The organism is Methylobacterium sp. CM6244 (assembly GCF_054817885.1).
Genome location: NZ_CM139247.1, coordinates 4,099,275 through 4,112,891 on the forward strand (window position 1 = coordinate 4,099,275; position 13,617 = coordinate 4,112,891).

The 13,617-nt window shown below is 66.7% G+C and carries 15 protein-coding genes; 11 read left to right on the forward strand and 4 right to left on the reverse strand.

From position 1 onward, the window contains the following. Window positions 1-10: 10 nt before the first annotated feature. The 3 genes from ACYQML_RS19295 to ACYQML_RS19305 all read left to right on the forward strand — a co-directional run bounded on the left by ACYQML_RS19295 (window position 11) and on the right by ACYQML_RS19305 (window position 1,466). Window positions 11-496 (forward strand): NUDIX hydrolase, encoded by a 486-nt coding sequence (locus ACYQML_RS19295; RefSeq protein ID WP_461233740.1) that lies wholly within the window; start codon window positions 11-13, stop codon window positions 494-496. Window positions 497-639: 143 nt separating this feature from the next. Beyond that, on the forward strand, window positions 640-1,044 hold the full coding sequence (locus ACYQML_RS19300; protein WP_244478123.1) for a TIGR02301 family protein: 405 nt from the start codon (window positions 640-642) through the stop codon (window positions 1,042-1,044). Window positions 1,045-1,211: 167 nt separating this feature from the next. Next, window positions 1,212-1,466 carry a hypothetical protein gene (locus ACYQML_RS19305; RefSeq protein WP_056424475.1) on the forward strand — a complete coding sequence of 85 codons (255 nt, stop codon included), beginning with the start codon at window positions 1,212-1,214 and terminating at the stop codon, window positions 1,464-1,466. 121 nt (window positions 1,467-1,587) lie between these two features. Here the strand turns inward: ACYQML_RS19305 and ACYQML_RS19310 are convergent, their stop codons facing one another. After that, window positions 1,588-2,922: a dihydroorotase gene (locus tag ACYQML_RS19310; RefSeq protein ID WP_461233741.1), complete on the reverse strand. Its 1,335-nt coding sequence runs from the start codon at window positions 2,920-2,922 to the stop codon at window positions 1,588-1,590. A gap of 154 nt (window positions 2,923-3,076) precedes the next feature. On the opposite strand from ACYQML_RS19310, the gene ygfZ reads away from it, so the two are divergent. From ygfZ to dxs, 6 genes are all read left to right on the forward strand, one after another. Next, on the forward strand, window positions 3,077-3,928 hold the full coding sequence (gene ygfZ, locus ACYQML_RS19315; RefSeq protein ID WP_419952589.1) for a CAF17-like 4Fe-4S cluster assembly/insertion protein YgfZ: 852 nt from the start codon (window positions 3,077-3,079) through the stop codon (window positions 3,926-3,928). Window positions 3,929-4,224: 296 nt separating this feature from the next. After that, window positions 4,225-4,845 carry a DNA-3-methyladenine glycosylase I gene (locus ACYQML_RS19320; protein WP_461233742.1) on the forward strand — a complete coding sequence of 207 codons (621 nt, stop codon included), beginning with the start codon at window positions 4,225-4,227 and terminating at the stop codon, window positions 4,843-4,845. A gap of 26 nt (window positions 4,846-4,871) precedes the next feature. Next, window positions 4,872-5,435, forward strand: coding sequence for an HD domain-containing protein (locus tag ACYQML_RS19325; RefSeq protein WP_461235754.1), 564 nt, complete (start codon window positions 4,872-4,874; stop codon window positions 5,433-5,435). After that, window positions 5,435-5,947 (forward strand): tyrosine phosphatase family protein, encoded by a 513-nt coding sequence (locus ACYQML_RS19330; protein WP_056423891.1) that lies wholly within the window; start codon window positions 5,435-5,437, stop codon window positions 5,945-5,947. Before ACYQML_RS19325 ends, ACYQML_RS19330 begins: the two co-directional genes overlap by 1 nt. 160 nt (window positions 5,948-6,107) lie before the next feature. Further along, window positions 6,108-6,392 (forward strand): exodeoxyribonuclease VII small subunit, encoded by a 285-nt coding sequence (locus tag ACYQML_RS19335; RefSeq protein ID WP_056423887.1) that lies wholly within the window; start codon window positions 6,108-6,110, stop codon window positions 6,390-6,392. A gap of 97 nt (window positions 6,393-6,489) precedes the next feature. Next, window positions 6,490-8,475 (forward strand): 1-deoxy-D-xylulose-5-phosphate synthase, encoded by a 1,986-nt coding sequence (gene dxs / locus ACYQML_RS19340; RefSeq protein WP_311275273.1) that lies wholly within the window; start codon window positions 6,490-6,492, stop codon window positions 8,473-8,475. Window positions 8,476-8,588: 113 nt separating this feature from the next. On the opposite strand, the gene ACYQML_RS19345 is transcribed toward dxs, so the two are convergent. Further along, window positions 8,589-9,128, reverse strand: coding sequence for a superoxide dismutase family protein (locus tag ACYQML_RS19345; RefSeq protein WP_056427325.1), 540 nt, complete (start codon window positions 9,126-9,128; stop codon window positions 8,589-8,591). A 417-nt stretch (window positions 9,129-9,545) separates the two neighbouring features. On the opposite strand from ACYQML_RS19345, the gene ACYQML_RS19350 reads away from it, so the two are divergent. Then, the gene (locus ACYQML_RS19350) at window positions 9,546-10,181 is read left to right on the forward strand and encodes a hypothetical protein (protein ID WP_461233743.1); all 636 of its coding nucleotides are present in this window, start codon (window positions 9,546-9,548) and stop codon (window positions 10,179-10,181) included. Window positions 10,182-10,303: 122 nt separating this feature from the next. On the opposite strand, the gene ACYQML_RS19355 is transcribed toward ACYQML_RS19350, so the two are convergent. Both ACYQML_RS19355 and ACYQML_RS19360 read right to left on the reverse strand, forming a co-directional pair. Next, on the reverse strand, window positions 10,304-10,537 hold the full coding sequence (locus tag ACYQML_RS19355; protein WP_018043414.1) for a GcrA family cell cycle regulator: 234 nt from the start codon (window positions 10,535-10,537) through the stop codon (window positions 10,304-10,306). A 580-nt stretch (window positions 10,538-11,117) separates the two neighbouring features. Then, a complete protein-coding gene (locus ACYQML_RS19360) occupies window positions 11,118-11,528 on the reverse strand; it encodes an EF-hand domain-containing protein (protein ID WP_419952593.1) in 411 nt (136 codons plus the stop codon). Window positions 11,529-12,137: 609 nt separating this feature from the next. Between ACYQML_RS19360 and ACYQML_RS19365 the strand changes: the two genes are divergently transcribed. Then, window positions 12,138-13,598 carry a glycosyltransferase family 61 protein gene (locus ACYQML_RS19365; RefSeq protein ID WP_461233744.1) on the forward strand — a complete coding sequence of 487 codons (1,461 nt, stop codon included), beginning with the start codon at window positions 12,138-12,140 and terminating at the stop codon, window positions 13,596-13,598. Window positions 13,599-13,617: the final 19 nt, after the last annotated feature.

Here is a 13,617-nt window from a genome sequence, read left to right on the forward strand (position 1 = left end):
GGCGAGCCTCATGAGCGATACAGCGAGCGAGGACGGCTCAAAGGGGCGACTTTTCCCGACACGTCCCTTTGTCGGCGCGTCCATCGCCGTCATCCGCGACGGACGGGTCTTGCTGGCCGCCAGGGCCAACGAGCCCCTTCGCGGAGTCTGGACGCTTCCCGGCGGGCTGGTGGAGCCCGGTGAGACCCTGGCGCAGGCCGCCCTGCGCGAACTGAACGAGGAGGTCGGCGTCTCGGCTGTGGTCGTTCGCTCCCTGACCCCGACGGAAATCATCCTGAAGGGCGAGGACGGACGCGTGCGCCATCATTACGTCGTCCATCCCCATGCCGCCCTCTGGGCAAGCGGCGAGCCGGCTCCCGGTCCCGAAGCTCTCGGCGTGCGCTGGGCTCTTCCCGAGGAGCTCGCGGATCTCGCCACCACGCCGGGATTGCGGGACACGGTGGACGAGGCCTTTGCGCAGGTCGCAGGCTTCGGCGGCCAAGCGGAATCACGATGAGACCGACGCGCGCCTCGTCTTGGCCGGGAAACGGTGTAAGCCTGACGGACGAGGTTCGGGGCGACGGAGGACGGGGCGTGGCTGTGTCGTGGGTGAGGCGATGCCTGTCGCCTGTGCTGCTGTTCGCCGCCCTCGCGGTGGGCATGCCCGATCTCGCTTCGGCTCAGCAGCGCGCCAACCCAGGGCGACCCGCGCAGAAGGCCCCCGAGAAGGACAAGGAGCCCCCTGCCCCCGCCGAGCCGCCGCCGGCTCCCTATGACCGGGACCTGATGCGGCTCTCCGAGATCATCGGCTCCCTTTCCTTCCTGCGCGGCCTCTGCGCGGCACCGGACGCCGCCGAATGGCCGACACGGATGAAGGCGTTAATGGAGGCCGAGGGAGTGACGCCCGGCCGGCGGGACCGCCTCGCCGGGGCGTATAACCGAGGGTATCGCGGTTACTCCCTCACCTACCGGGCCTGCACGCCTTCGGCGACCGAGGCTGCGTCCCGCTATGTCGCTGAAGGGGAACGGCTTTCGCACGCCCTGGCCAGCCGTTTCGGAGGATGAGGCGGAGATGTTGCGCTTGGGATACAGCGCGCAAGGCTGAAGGAAATTCGTCGTATTCGACCGCCGGCGTTAACCGCTTCGCAATTCTTGGCTTCCCGACGCGCGAAGCTCAGCCTATGTTTCGGTCATCCGCCGAGCCATTCTTCGGCGCAACCGATGTTATCGCCATGCAGATCGACACCGCCCCCGCGCCCTTCGAGGCCGATCTCGACGACAAGCGCGTAGCCCTCGGCTACGTCTCGGAAGCGTTCGCGGAAGGCTGTCTCGACGGTCTCGACGGTGATTGCATGGCGCAGGCGGCCCTGTTCGCCGCGTTCCAGGAATTGGTGATGACCTATGGCGAGGATGCCACGGCGCGCTATGCCGAGGGTTTTCCCGAGCGCATCCGCGGCGGCGCCTTCACCACCGCTCCGCAGCATTGAGACACGCTACGGGGCCGCACCTGGCCCATTGACGATGAGCCTATGATCAAAAACGAGCCGCTCGGGCATGTCCGGGCGGCTCGATGCGTTTATGGGCCGGGTCGGCCTTGGAGCGTGGGCCTCACCTCGTCGGCAGGGCCTCGTCGAACACCACTGCTTCGCCGCTCGAAGGCCCGACGAGCTCGCCCTGCCACATCACCCGCTTTCCCCGCACGATCGTGCCCACCGGCCAGCCGGTGACGGTGACGCCGTCATAAGGGGTCCAGCCGCATTTGGACGCGATCCATGGGTTGCGGATGGTCTCGCGGCGCTTGAGGTCCACCACCGTCACGTCGGCATCGTAGCCCGCCGAGAGCCGGCCCTTGCGGCTGATGCCGAACAGGCGCTTCGGACCGGCGCTGGTCATGTCGACGAAGCGGGCGAGGGACAGCCGTCCGTTGGCGACATGGTCGAGCATGATCGGGACCAGCGTCTGGACGCCGGTCATCCCGGAAGGAGAATCCGGATAGGGCTTGGCCTTCTCCTCCAGCAGGTGCGGCGCGTGGTCCGAGCCGAGGATGTCGGCGACGCCCTGCGTCAGCCCGTGCCAGATCCCGTCGCGATGCGCGGCGTCGCGCACCGGCGGGTTCATCTGCACCAGGGTGCCGAGGCGGGCATAGGCCTCGGTCCCGTCGAGGGTGAGGTGGTGCGGCGTCACCTCGACGCTGGCCACGTCCTTATGGTCGGCGAGAAACACCATCTCCTCCGCCGTGGAGATGTGCAGGATGTGGATGCGGGCACCCGTCTCCTGCGCGATCCGCACGAGGCGCTGCGTCGCCTTCAGCGCGGCCTCGGGCGAGCGCCAGACCGGGTGCGAGGACGGATCGCCCGGCACCCGCAGGCCCTTGCGCTCGCGCAGCATAGGTTCGTCCTCGGCATGGAAGGCGGCCCGACGCCGGGTGCGCTTCAGGATCTCCGTCACGCCGGCATCGTCCTCGACCAGGAGCGCTCCCGTGGAGGAGCCGACGAACACCTTGATCCCCGCAGCACCCGGCAGGCGCTCGAGGGTGGCGACCTCATGGGCGTTCTCGTGGGTGCCGCCGACCCAGAAGGCGAAGTCGCAATGCATGCGGTGGTGCCCGCGCGCCACCTTGTCGGCCAGGGTCTCGGCGCTGGTGGTCAGCGGGTTGGTGTTGGGCATCTCGAACACGGCGGTCACGCCGCCCATCACCGCCGCGCGAGAGCCCGATTCGAGGTCTTCCTTGTGATCGAGGCCCGGTTCGCGGAAATGGACCTGGCTGTCGATGACACCCGGCAGCAGGTGCAGGCCGGTGCAATCCTGGCGCTCACCCTCGGCCCGGCTCAGGTCGCCGATGGCGGCAACGCGCCCATTCCTGATGCCGAGATCGGCAGCGTGCTCGCCGTCGTGATTGACGATCGTGCCGCCTGTGAGGAGGAGATCGAAGGGCTGGTCCATCGGGGTCGCTCCTGAACGGCGTTGAGACACGGGTGGCGGCGGCTTATGTCAGCCTCGCGCGGCGTGCAACGCCGTGCCCTGCCGCCAGGCCCACCGGCGCATCGCCACGATGCGCGCCGGAGGAGCTTTGCAGGATGACCTTCGAGGAGTTGCCATGCCGATCGCCCTGCTGCCGGACCGCGCCGTCATCGCCATCGCGGGCGAGGATGCTACGAGCTTCCTCCAGGGCGTGGTGACCTGCAATATCGAGACCCTCGAACCGGATGAAGCGCGCCTCGGCGGCCTGCTGACCCCGCAGGGCAAGGTCCTGTTCGATTTCCTGATCTGGCGCTCCGGCGACGGCTTCCGCCTGGATTGCCCGGCCGAGCAGGCCCCGGCCCTGGCCAAGCGCCTCACGCTCTACCGCCTGCGCGCCAAGGTGACGATCGCCGTCGATCCGACCCTGGGGCTCGCCGCCGCCTGGGACGGGGCCGAAACCACCACCGGGACCGAGCGCCTGCGCGACGGACGCCTCGCGGCGTTGGGCGAGCGCCTCGTCTTTGCCGAGGGTGCGTTCTCGGCCGATGCCACGGAGGCGGATTACCACGCCCACCGCATCGCCCTCGGCATTCCCGAGGGCGGACGCGACTTCACCTATGGCGATGCCTTCCCGCACGAGGCGCTGATGGACCAACTCGGCGGTGTCGATTTCAAGAAGGGTTGCTATGTCGGCCAGGAAGTCGTGTCACGCATGCAGCATCGCGGCACGGCCCGCACCCGCATCGTTCCGGTGATCTCCCGCGACGGGGAGGCCGTGACCTCCGGCGCGGAGGTGACTGCGGGAGCGCGGGGGCTCGGCACGATCGGGAGCGTGTCGGGAGCGCGCGGCCTCGCCATGCTCCGTCTCGACCGCCTCGCCGATGCGGTCGCCGCAGGCGAGCCGGTGCGCGCCGCTGCGGCGATCCTCGGCGTCGAGAAACCCTCATTCGCCACCTTCGCCTTCCCGGAGGTGGCGCCGGCCGGGTGATCGGGGGCGACAACGACACCCGGTGAGCGCACCTCTCCCCGCTTGCGGGGAGAGGACCGAAGGCACCCCGTCGTGCCTTCGGTGAGTGGAGGCGAAGCCGGAGCGACGGTGAGGGGGCGATTTCGGAAGAGGCTCCTTGGACCGAGCCCCCGCACCTTCGGCTGCCGCCTCGCCGCGCCGACGACGGGGTCGTCGCGGCCCTCTCCCCGCGTGCGGGGGGGGATGCGCACCTGATCGCTTCTGACGAGGACCGGGCCTCCTGGCGTTCTTGATCCGTTCCGATTACGCTCTATCCCATGTCAGACGATTCCACAGGCCTGATCCATCATCCCGACGGCTGCCCGCGCTGCTGGTGGGCCGGGCTCGACCCGGTCTACGTCGCTTATCACGACACCGAATGGGGCGTGCCCGAGCGTGACGGCCGGGCCTTGTACGAGAAACTGATCCTCGACGGGTTCCAGGCCGGCCTGTCCTGGATCACCATCCTGCGGCGGCGCGAGGGCTTCCGCCGGGCCTTCGCCGGGTTCGAGCCGGAGGCCATCGCACGGTTCACGCAGGCCGATGTCGAGCGGCTGATGCAGGATACCGGGATCATCCGGAACCGCGCCAAGATCGTCGGGACCATCGCGGGCGCCCGCGCCTTTCTCGCCATCGAGGAGCGCGGCCCCGGCTTCTCGCGCTTCCTGTGGGACTTCGTCGAGGGCAGGCCGATCCAGGGCCGGGCGACGGACCGGGCCGGCATCGCCACCGAGACAGAGGTCTCGCGTACCATCTCCCGCGCCCTCAAGAAAGAAGGGTTCAGCTTCTGCGGCCCCACCATCGTGCATGCCTTCATGCAGGCGGTGGGCATGGTGAACGACCATCTGATGGGCTGCCATCGACAGGCTCCCTGCGCCGCCATGGGGGTGGATCGGTGAGCACCGCCCCCCGCGCCTGGCAGCGGATGTTGTCGGGCCGGCGCCTCGATCTCCTCGACCCCTCGCCGCAGGATATCGAGATCGCCGACATCGCCCACGGTCTCGCCCGCGTCGCCCGCTGGAACGGCCAGACCGCCGGACCGCACGCGTTTTCCGTGGCCCAGCACGCCTTGCTGGTCGAGGCTCTCGGGGCGGATCTGGCGCCCGGCCGGAGCCGGATGCAGCGTCTCGAATTCCTGCTGCACGACGCCCCGGAATACGTGATCGGTGACATCATCTCGCCGTTCAAGGCGGCGATCGGCCCGTCCTACAAGAGCGTGGAGTTGCGCCTGATGGCGGCGATCCGCCGGCGCTTCGGCTTGGCGGAACCCACGGAGGAAGAGGTTCGCCTCGTCAAGCGTGCCGATGCGGTCGCGGCCTATCTCGAGGCCACACGCCTTGCCGGCTTTTCCGAGGAGGAAGCCGGTACCATCTTCGGCCACCCCGACGAAACGGGGCCTGAGGCGCTGGCCTTGATCGAGCCGTGGCCCATCGCCGAGGCGCAATCCCGGTTCCTCGCTCGTTTTCAGTCTCTTAGCCACGGTTTCTGATGTCGGACATTCACGTCTGCCCTCTGTCGCAACTGCCCCAGACCCTCGAACGCATCGGGGCGAACCATCTGATGACGCTGATGAAGGTCGGCACCGCGATCGACCGGCCCGACAGTATTGCCGACGGGCGCCATTGCGTGGTCGAAGTCAGTGACATCGTCGCTCCCCTCGACGGGCATGTCCTTCCGGGCGAGGTTCATGTGCGTCGAATCCTCGATTTTGCCGCTTCATGGGATCGGGAGCGTCCGCTGCTGATCCACTGCTATGCCGGGATCAGCCGCTCCACGGCAGCGGCCTATATCGCCGCCTGCGCTCTGTCCCCGGAACGGGACGAGGCCGAGATCGCCCTTGCTCTGCGCGCCGCATCGCCGTCGGCGACGCCCAACGCCCTGTTCGTAGACATCGCCGACCGGCTACTGGCGCGCGAGGGACGGATGTCGGCCGCCATCGCTGGGATCGGGCGGGGCGCGGATGCGTTCGAGGGAACCCCGTTCGTTCTCACGTTGGGGTGAAGAACAGGCCTCGGCCCAGCTTAGAATTGTGCCGAATCGAGTGTGGCCGAAACGACGCCACCCTTGACGAACTGCACGCCGATAGAGCAGCTGACGCCCCCTTGGGCTTGTCGGGCGGGCGGGCGCAGGCTTAGACCGGCACGATGAGGGGTACCCTGGGATGACCACAGCGCGATCCGCCGTGGCGGCGACAACCGATTCGAATGCGTCCGGTGAGGGGCTCGATCTGCCGTTCGAGAAGGCGCTCGAACAGCTCGAGGAGATCGTACGTCGGCTCGAGAAGGGCGATGTGCCCCTGGACGAGTCGGTTACGATCTACGAGCGCGGCGAGGCCCTGAAGCGGCATTGCGAAGGCCTGCTGCGGAAGGCCGAGGCGCGGATCCAGACGATCACGCTGGGGCCCGATGGGCGCGCGGCGGGGGTCGCTCCCCTCGATGTCGGCTGAGCCCAGGAGGTCGTGATGATCTGTGGCTCTTTCGAAAATATTCATCTGCCGCAACAAGTTGCGCGCTTATCTTCCCTCCGGACGTGAGGTTGATTCGGTGTCACGGATAGAAACCTCGATCCTCGACGGGCTTGACGAGACGTCTGCTCTTCGCGCGCTTCCCGAGAGCCAGCTTCAGGCGGTGGCGGACGCTGTGCGTCTGGAGATGATCGACGCGGTGTCGGTGACGGGCGGTCACCTCGGGTCGGGGCTCGGCGTGGTCGAGCTGACGGTGGCGCTGCATCACGTGTTCGACACGCCCGACGACCGGATCGTGTGGGATGTCGGGCACCAGGCCTACCCGCACAAGATCCTGACGGGGCGGCGGGACCGGATCCGGACGCTGCGTCAGCCGGGCGGGCTGTCGGGCTTCACCAAGCGGTCGGAGAGTGTCTACGACCCGTTCGGGGCGGCGCATTCCTCGACCTCGATCTCGGCGGCGCTCGGCATGGCGGTGGGCCGCGATCTCGACGAGTCGACCGCCAAGGCCAAGGGCCAGCCCGCTCCGAAGCGCCGCAACATGGTGGCGGTGATCGGCGACGGCTCGATGTCGGCGGGCATGGCCTACGAGGCGATGAACAATGCCGGCGCGCTGCATTCGCGGCTGATCGTGATCCTGAACGACAACGACATGTCGATCGCCCCGCCGGTGGGGGCGATGTCGGCCTATTTCGCGCGCCTGGCCTCGGGCGGGACCTATCGCGGCCTGCGCGAGACGGCCAAGCAACTCGGCAAGCTGCTGCCGAAGGCGATCTACCAGCGCGCCGCGGCGGCGGAGGAATACGCCCGCTCGCTGGTGGTGGGCGGCGGCACGATGTTCGAGGAGATGGGCTTCCACTATGTCGGCCCGGTCGACGGGCACAACCTCGACCATCTCCTGCCGATCCTGAAGAACGTGCGCGATTCGGACCAGGGCCCGATCCTGCTCCATGTCGTGACCCAGAAGGGCAAGGGCTACGCCCCGGCCGAGGCGTCGGCCGACCGCTATCATGGCGTGGTGAAGTTCGACGTCCTGTCGGGCGTCCAGGCCAAGGCCAAGCCGAACGCGCCGGCCTATACGCGGGTCTTCGGCGAGAGCCTGATCAAGGCGGCGGATGCCGACGACAAGGTGGTGGCGATCACCGCGGCGATGCCGGGCGGCACTGGGATCGACCTGTTCGGCAAGGCGCATCCGGACCGGACCTTCGATGTGGGCATCGCCGAGCAGCATGCGGTGACGTTCGCGGGCGGTCTGGCGACGGAGGGCTACAAGCCGTTCGTGGCGATCTACTCGACCTTCCTGCAGCGGGCCTACGATCAGGTCGTGCACGACGTGGCTTTGCAGAATCTGCCCGTGCGGTTCTGCCTCGACCGGGCGGGTCTGGTGGGTGCGGACGGGGCGACTCATGCAGGCGCGTTCGATCTCGCCTATCTCTGCTGCCTGCCGAACATGACGGTGATGGCGGCCTCCGACGAGGCCGAGCTGGTCCACATGGTGGCGACCCAGCATGCCCATGACAGCGGCCCGATCGCGCTGCGCTATCCGCGCGGCGAGGGGGTCGGTGTCGACCTGCCCGAGCGCGGCGTGCCGCTGCCGATCGGCAAGGGCCGGATCGTGCGGCGTCCCGAGGGCGCACGGGTGGCGCTGCTGAGCCTGGGCACGCGTCTGGGCGAAGCCTTGAAGGCGGCCGACCTGCTCGAGACGGCGGGGATCGCCGTGACGGTGGCGGATGCGCGCTTCGCCAAGCCGCTCGACGAGGCGATGATCCTGGATCTGGCGGCGAGCCACGAGGTTCTGATCACCCTGGAAGAGGGGTCGGTGGGCGGCTTCGGGGCTATGGTGCTGCATCTCCTGTCGGAGAAGGGCGCGCTCGATGCGGGCCGGGTACGGGTACGGACGCTGACGCTGCCGGACACCTACCAGGACCACAACAGCCCCGACACCATGTATGCCGAGGCCGGCCTCGACGCCGACAGCATCGTCCGCACCGTTCAGGCTACCCTGCCCGAGCAGAAGGCACGGGCCGGCGCCAAGCTCGTCAGCATCGGCAAGGCCCAACGCTGACCGACCGTTACTGAACCGGGGCGGACATCACGGCCCCGCGGTCGCGGCGATCGTGATGTCGCCCTCTGCGCTCGCATCCCCTCCCGGCTTCGGGCCGGGGATGCGATGGCGGGTTACTTGATCACCGAACAGGCGATGCGGGCGCCGGCGCCACCGATGGGCTGGCTCGTATGGTCGTCCTCATTGGCGTGGATGATCAACGCCGAGCCGTCGGCATCCTTGAGGCCGCCTTCGCCCGTGAGTGGCGTCTCGCTCGAGACCTCGGCATTCACCGAGCCATCGGCATTGGCATAGACGTTCGGCAGGTCACCCTCATCCGGTCCTTCCGGATTGAGCAGGCCGTGCTTGCTCTGGTCGTGGTTCACATGGGCCTTCGACTTCTCGAATTTCTCCATGTCCGAGCAATCCGCCACGGCGTGGAAGTGGATGCCGTGCCAGCCGGGAGGCAGCCCGCCGGGCTGAATCGCCAAGCGTAGCACCAGCGCGCTCGCTCCGTCGCGGATCGTGGCCGTGCCGATCGGTTCACCCTTCCCGTTGACGACCTTGCTCTCATAGGTCTGCGGCGCGGCATTCTGCGTGGCGGGGGCCGGGGCCTGTGCGAGGACTGGCGCGACGCTGCCCAGCAGGGCGAGGACCGACAGGAATCGTCTCATGGCGTTTCTCCTCTCCACGCCGGGGTGATTGTGGAGCGATACAGGGAAAATCCCGGCCGACCGTAGCCGAGGACGATCGCTGGAGCGGCGACGCCTTCGCTTTCGAGTCGTTAGCCATGTGTGTCGGCAGACCCCGGACGGCAACCGGTCGCGGTGGGCATGGTGCGTGCGGCCATGCTCCGTTTGCACAGCGTAGGGCCGACCATGGCCACGCGACAGGTAGCGAGCAGTGACGCCGCTGCGCTGCCCTGCATAGGTCGATGTCCCCATCGGCGGTCGGTTAACATAGCATCGTGGACGCCATCGTAAGCTTTCGTTAAGCTCTTACCGCTGTCCGCCTCCGATTGCCGGGCGGCGCGTGCAGAGGTGGATCGCCGATATGCGTTCGATCTCTCGGCACCAGCCTGGAGAACGTCGATGCCAGTGCGGATTCATCGGGTTTCGACGATCGTTGCGGCGCTCGGCCTGTTGGCGGTCTGGGCCATGTCCCCGGTCGATCCCGCTCTCGCTCAGGATGCTTCGCCCCCTCCCGCCGGGCGAGCATGGACCGACCCGCCCGATCGTAAGGCCACTCCCTCGCCTGTCGCCGCCCTCGAGGAGGGTAAGCCGCAGGAGGTTCGTAAGGGGAACGCGCCGACTCGCGCGAGACAGGTTGCCGGCAGCCGTCGCGACGCGGTGGCTCATGGGCAAGTGAGCAGGAAGGCATCCGCACCCAAGGTCGCGCGCCGCATCGCTCCCGCCGACCGCCCGCCGATCCGACGCACGGCCGTTCGGGCTCCCACCCACCGATCCACAGGAGACCGCGCCTGGACCGTCCGGGCCTTTCAGCCGTCACGGGAGGAGGCGCCAGCCTATCGCTACGGCTATGTCCTGGACGAGGCTCCTGCCTATCACCGTAGGGAGGACGGAGTGACGGATTACCGGGCGGCCCGTCTGCGCCAGGCACGGGAAGCGGGATATCTCGTCGTCCGTGGCAGCGATCTTCGTACTCTTCGCGGACGGCCCCTGGAGACCCTCCGCGAGCCAGAGGATCAGGACGATCCCGAGGATTGATCCCTGACCAAACTAGGTCGCTGAGACTTTCGCTGCGTATGGGCGCGTCCGGTGACGCTCACGCAAAAAGCCCCGCCGGGAATGCCAGCGAGGCCTGAGATCTACGCGGAATGAGTGGCGCGTTAGCGAAGCCGCCCGGGGCGGGCCGGCTCGAACACGATGCGACGGTGGAAGGCACACCAGCTTTTTCCATCCGGCGCAGGCGCTCCACAGCACACCGCGCGATCGTTAGGCTCGCCGATGATGAACTTACACACGAAGGCACCCGACTGCGCGAAGGGGACACGCAGTTCAGCCGATGGCTCGGCAATGGCGTCTGCATCGCCGATCTGTGACAGGCGAACGAGCTGATTCATGTAAAACGTACTCGCAGGGTTCTGCGTCTCTGGCGGGCGCACGCCCGATGGGACCGGATTGAAATCCGCCGCGCGAACGTTTCTTCGGTTCCGGAACACGATCCGTGCCCCAGTTCCTTCCGATCCGCCCCATGACTTCTGGAAAGTCACGATACGACGCTGTCATGATGTCGTTGTATCTAGGGATCTTTCGCCCTTAAACAAGTCTCTGTGCACCAAGGTGCTGCAGCGCACAGGAATTCGTGCATTTCTGCGCGTTCAGCGGGCGAAGGTTGGGCTTTTTCGCACCCTGTCTTTTTCGATTCGGGAAGTTCCGGCAACGTGAGTCGTCCGCGATAGGCTTGAAGACGCCGAGTGATTCGCCGGTAGCATAGGTGCTCGACCCGTTCGGGTCGGTTCGTGGTACCGGGTCGATGGCCTGATGGGATCGTTCCGGCGGCAGATGCCCCAAGCTGTCTGCGGTTCCGGAACGGCAAGACAAAAACCCCATGCGCCGGTTCGAGCCGGTGCATGGGGTCTGGTCGTTCTATCGACGCCGTAAGACTTGGCTAGCGGCTCGTCGCGAGGGTGAGCCGCGTGCTTACTTGAGCAGCTTCACCAAGGCCTTGCCGGCCGGGGTCTTCAGCTCGGCGGCATCGAGGGTGCCGTCGTTGTCCGGATCGGCCGCCTTGAAGCGGGACTCGACGAGGGCGAGATACTCTTTCTTGTCGAGGGTGCCGTCCTTGTCCGGATCGGCTTCGGCGATCACCTTCTTGCCGCCGCGGCCCTTCAGTTCCTTGGCGTCGAGGGTGCCGTCCTTATCGCCTTCGAGGGCGTCGAACTTGGCACTTGCGACAGCCTGGACTTCCTTCAGGTCGATCGTGTCGTCATTGTCGGTGTCGATCATCGAGATGATCTTGTTGCCCTTGGCGGAGGCCGGAGTGGCGAGAGCGACGGGGACGGCCAGGGCGGCGATGGCAAGGAAAATAGGAAGTTTGGAACGTGCAATCATGCGTAAAGCTCCTAAGTTAATCAGCATAGTGGCACTATCACACGCCTTCGCAGATGCGAAGGTGTCCTGTTGCAGGGCAGCAGCTCGTTTGTAGGCCAGCTGTGGATGGCCGATCCGTCGCTTTGGACGAACTGGATTGACATGGGAGCGTCCGTCCGGCGATCCCCGCCCGCAAGACCCCGGTCTTTTCCTTCTTCAACCTGAAGAGGCGGTGCCGTAGTTCAACGACAAAGGCTGTGATCGATCGCTATGTTTCGGCCCGTCATGGAAAGTGGTCGTCATCTGCTGAGACGCGTCTGGCGTTGGACCGTCCTCGGAGGACGTGGGTTCAAGTACCGGGATTTCGAGGCGGCTTTCGAACGCGGCGATTGGACGACGATCCTGACGCGGGCGCGTAAGGCGAACCGGCTCAAGAACAGCCCCTCGATGATGGGCATGTTCATTCGCGCCGCTGGCGAGATGCGGGACGTGGAGGCGCTCCGTTGGGCCGAGCAGGAGTCCCTTCGTGCGGAATGGCCGAAGCGAGACCGTTATGCGGTGAGCCAGAGGTTCCTGCTGATCGGCGAGGCGTCGTCCGCCTGGGCGGTCTTCCTGGCCGACGCATCGGTAATGGCCGAGCCGCGATTTGCGCAGCAGGCGAAATCGTTTCTCCCCCATACCAAGGATCCGGCCCTGCGGTCCGAGATCAAGGCGGCCATGGCGAAGGCCAGCCCCCCTGCTCCCGGTGCCACGGCCAGCGCCGCAATGGCGATGTCGACAGCGATTCGTTTTCCGTTCTCCGGGTCCGGGCGACAGGTTCAGGGCACCGTCGAGATCGTGTCGAGCGAGCGCACCCCGCCGCGACACGCGGTGCGGATTGCGGCCGATATCGAGAGTTTCCGACAAAAGGCCGCCCGGGCGAAGCCGCCCGAGATCATCGAACACCGGGATGTGTTCGTGGACCGGAACGGCCAGATCTGGAAGGAGGACGGCAGCGTCATCGTCTCGAAGGGGGCTCCCATCCCCAGCCTGTCGCGCCTGGACGCCCCCCGTATCACGACAGGTTTCTTCGCCATCAAGGCCACACGCGGCATCTACCATTGGCTGGTGGACCGTCTCCCGCTCTTCTCCTGGATGCTCGAGGACGGGGCGCCGGAGGCGGCAATCCTCCTCAGCGACCAGGCCCCTTCCTTCGAGAGGGAGACGCTGCAATTGGCCGGCCTCTCCCATGCTGTGGTCGGTGTGGGGGAAGCGGTCTTCGTCGAGCGATTGCTGATCGCCCGCAGCGGCATGCAGGGCTTCACCTATTGGGACCAGGTGGCGCCGGTCATCGAACGGGTGAAGCAGGCCGCCAGGGCCATCGCCGCTCGGGAGATGGTGAGTGCTTGCGACGCGATCTACATCTCTCGCCGCGACTCGGGCCGGCGCGTCATGAGGAACGAGGCCGAACTCGAGGCGCAGATCGCGAAGCGAGAATACGCGGGCATCACCCTAGGAACCATGCCGCTGTGGCAGCAGGTTTTCACCGTATCGTCGGCGACGCGGATCGTCGCTCCCCATGGTGCGGGCTTGGCGCATATCCTCTTCGCGCAATCGGGAGCGCAGATTACAGAGATGGTGCCGGTGCAGGACGGCACTTACTTCCTGCGCCTGAACTTCGCCCGGCTCAGCCTCGTGATGGGACACCGCTATCGAGGCTGGTTGGAGCCGCATCTCGGCGCCATGGACAGTCTGGACCGTGGATACGCCGGCCTTTCTCGATTTTCTCGATGGAGGGATGATCGATACGGGTATCTCGGCCCTGGCGCATCCCGTCGGCGACCGTTCCCAGGGAATATGACAGGGCCGATAGCGACGGGAAAACGAGCGGATCACGCGATTGTTGGACAAGAGCCGACAATCGCGGGACCTCATTCCGGCCATGTCGTTGCAGCAGGACCGTCGATCGTGACAAACACGCCGGATCGACGTCAGGGCCGGGATTGGGGCTTGGTTCGCCAAGGAAGGTCGGACAGGGAAATTCGGTTCGGTCTCTGTCGACGCATGCTGGATGAAGGCATGATGTTGCTTCCTCGCGTGACGCGGTTTTAGATTTCGGATTGGGAGATCG

Bases quoted from the DNA above. Each gene is read 5' to 3' on its own strand.
- ACYQML_RS19295 (WP_461233740.1), top strand. From the start codon at position 11: ATGAGCGATACAGCGAGCGAGGACGGCTCAAAGGGGCGACTTTTCCCG.
- ACYQML_RS19300 (WP_244478123.1), top strand. From the start codon at position 640: ATGCCCGATCTCGCTTCGGCTCAGCAGCGCGCCAACCCAGGGCGACCC.
- ACYQML_RS19305 (WP_056424475.1), top strand. From the start codon at position 1,212: ATGCAGATCGACACCGCCCCCGCGCCCTTCGAGGCCGATCTCGACGAC.
- ACYQML_RS19310 (WP_461233741.1), bottom strand. From the start codon at position 2,922: ATGGACCAGCCCTTCGATCTCCTCCTCACAGGCGGCACGATCGTCAAT.
- ygfZ (WP_419952589.1), top strand. From the start codon at position 3,077: ATGCCGATCGCCCTGCTGCCGGACCGCGCCGTCATCGCCATCGCGGGC.
- ACYQML_RS19320 (WP_461233742.1), top strand. From the start codon at position 4,225: ATGTCAGACGATTCCACAGGCCTGATCCATCATCCCGACGGCTGCCCG.
- ACYQML_RS19325 (WP_461235754.1), top strand. From the start codon at position 4,872: ATGTTGTCGGGCCGGCGCCTCGATCTCCTCGACCCCTCGCCGCAGGAT.
- ACYQML_RS19330 (WP_056423891.1), top strand. From the start codon at position 5,435: ATGTCGGACATTCACGTCTGCCCTCTGTCGCAACTGCCCCAGACCCTC.
- ACYQML_RS19335 (WP_056423887.1), top strand. From the start codon at position 6,108: ATGACCACAGCGCGATCCGCCGTGGCGGCGACAACCGATTCGAATGCG.
- ACYQML_RS19345 (WP_056427325.1), bottom strand. From the start codon at position 9,128: ATGAGACGATTCCTGTCGGTCCTCGCCCTGCTGGGCAGCGTCGCGCCA.
- ACYQML_RS19350 (WP_461233743.1), top strand. From the start codon at position 9,546: ATGCCAGTGCGGATTCATCGGGTTTCGACGATCGTTGCGGCGCTCGGC.
- ACYQML_RS19355 (WP_018043414.1), bottom strand. From the start codon at position 10,537: ATGAATCAGCTCGTTCGCCTGTCACAGATCGGCGATGCAGACGCCATT.
- ACYQML_RS19360 (WP_419952593.1), bottom strand. From the start codon at position 11,528: ATGATTGCACGTTCCAAACTTCCTATTTTCCTTGCCATCGCCGCCCTG.
- ACYQML_RS19365 (WP_461233744.1), top strand. From the start codon at position 12,138: ATGGCCGAGCCGCGATTTGCGCAGCAGGCGAAATCGTTTCTCCCCCAT.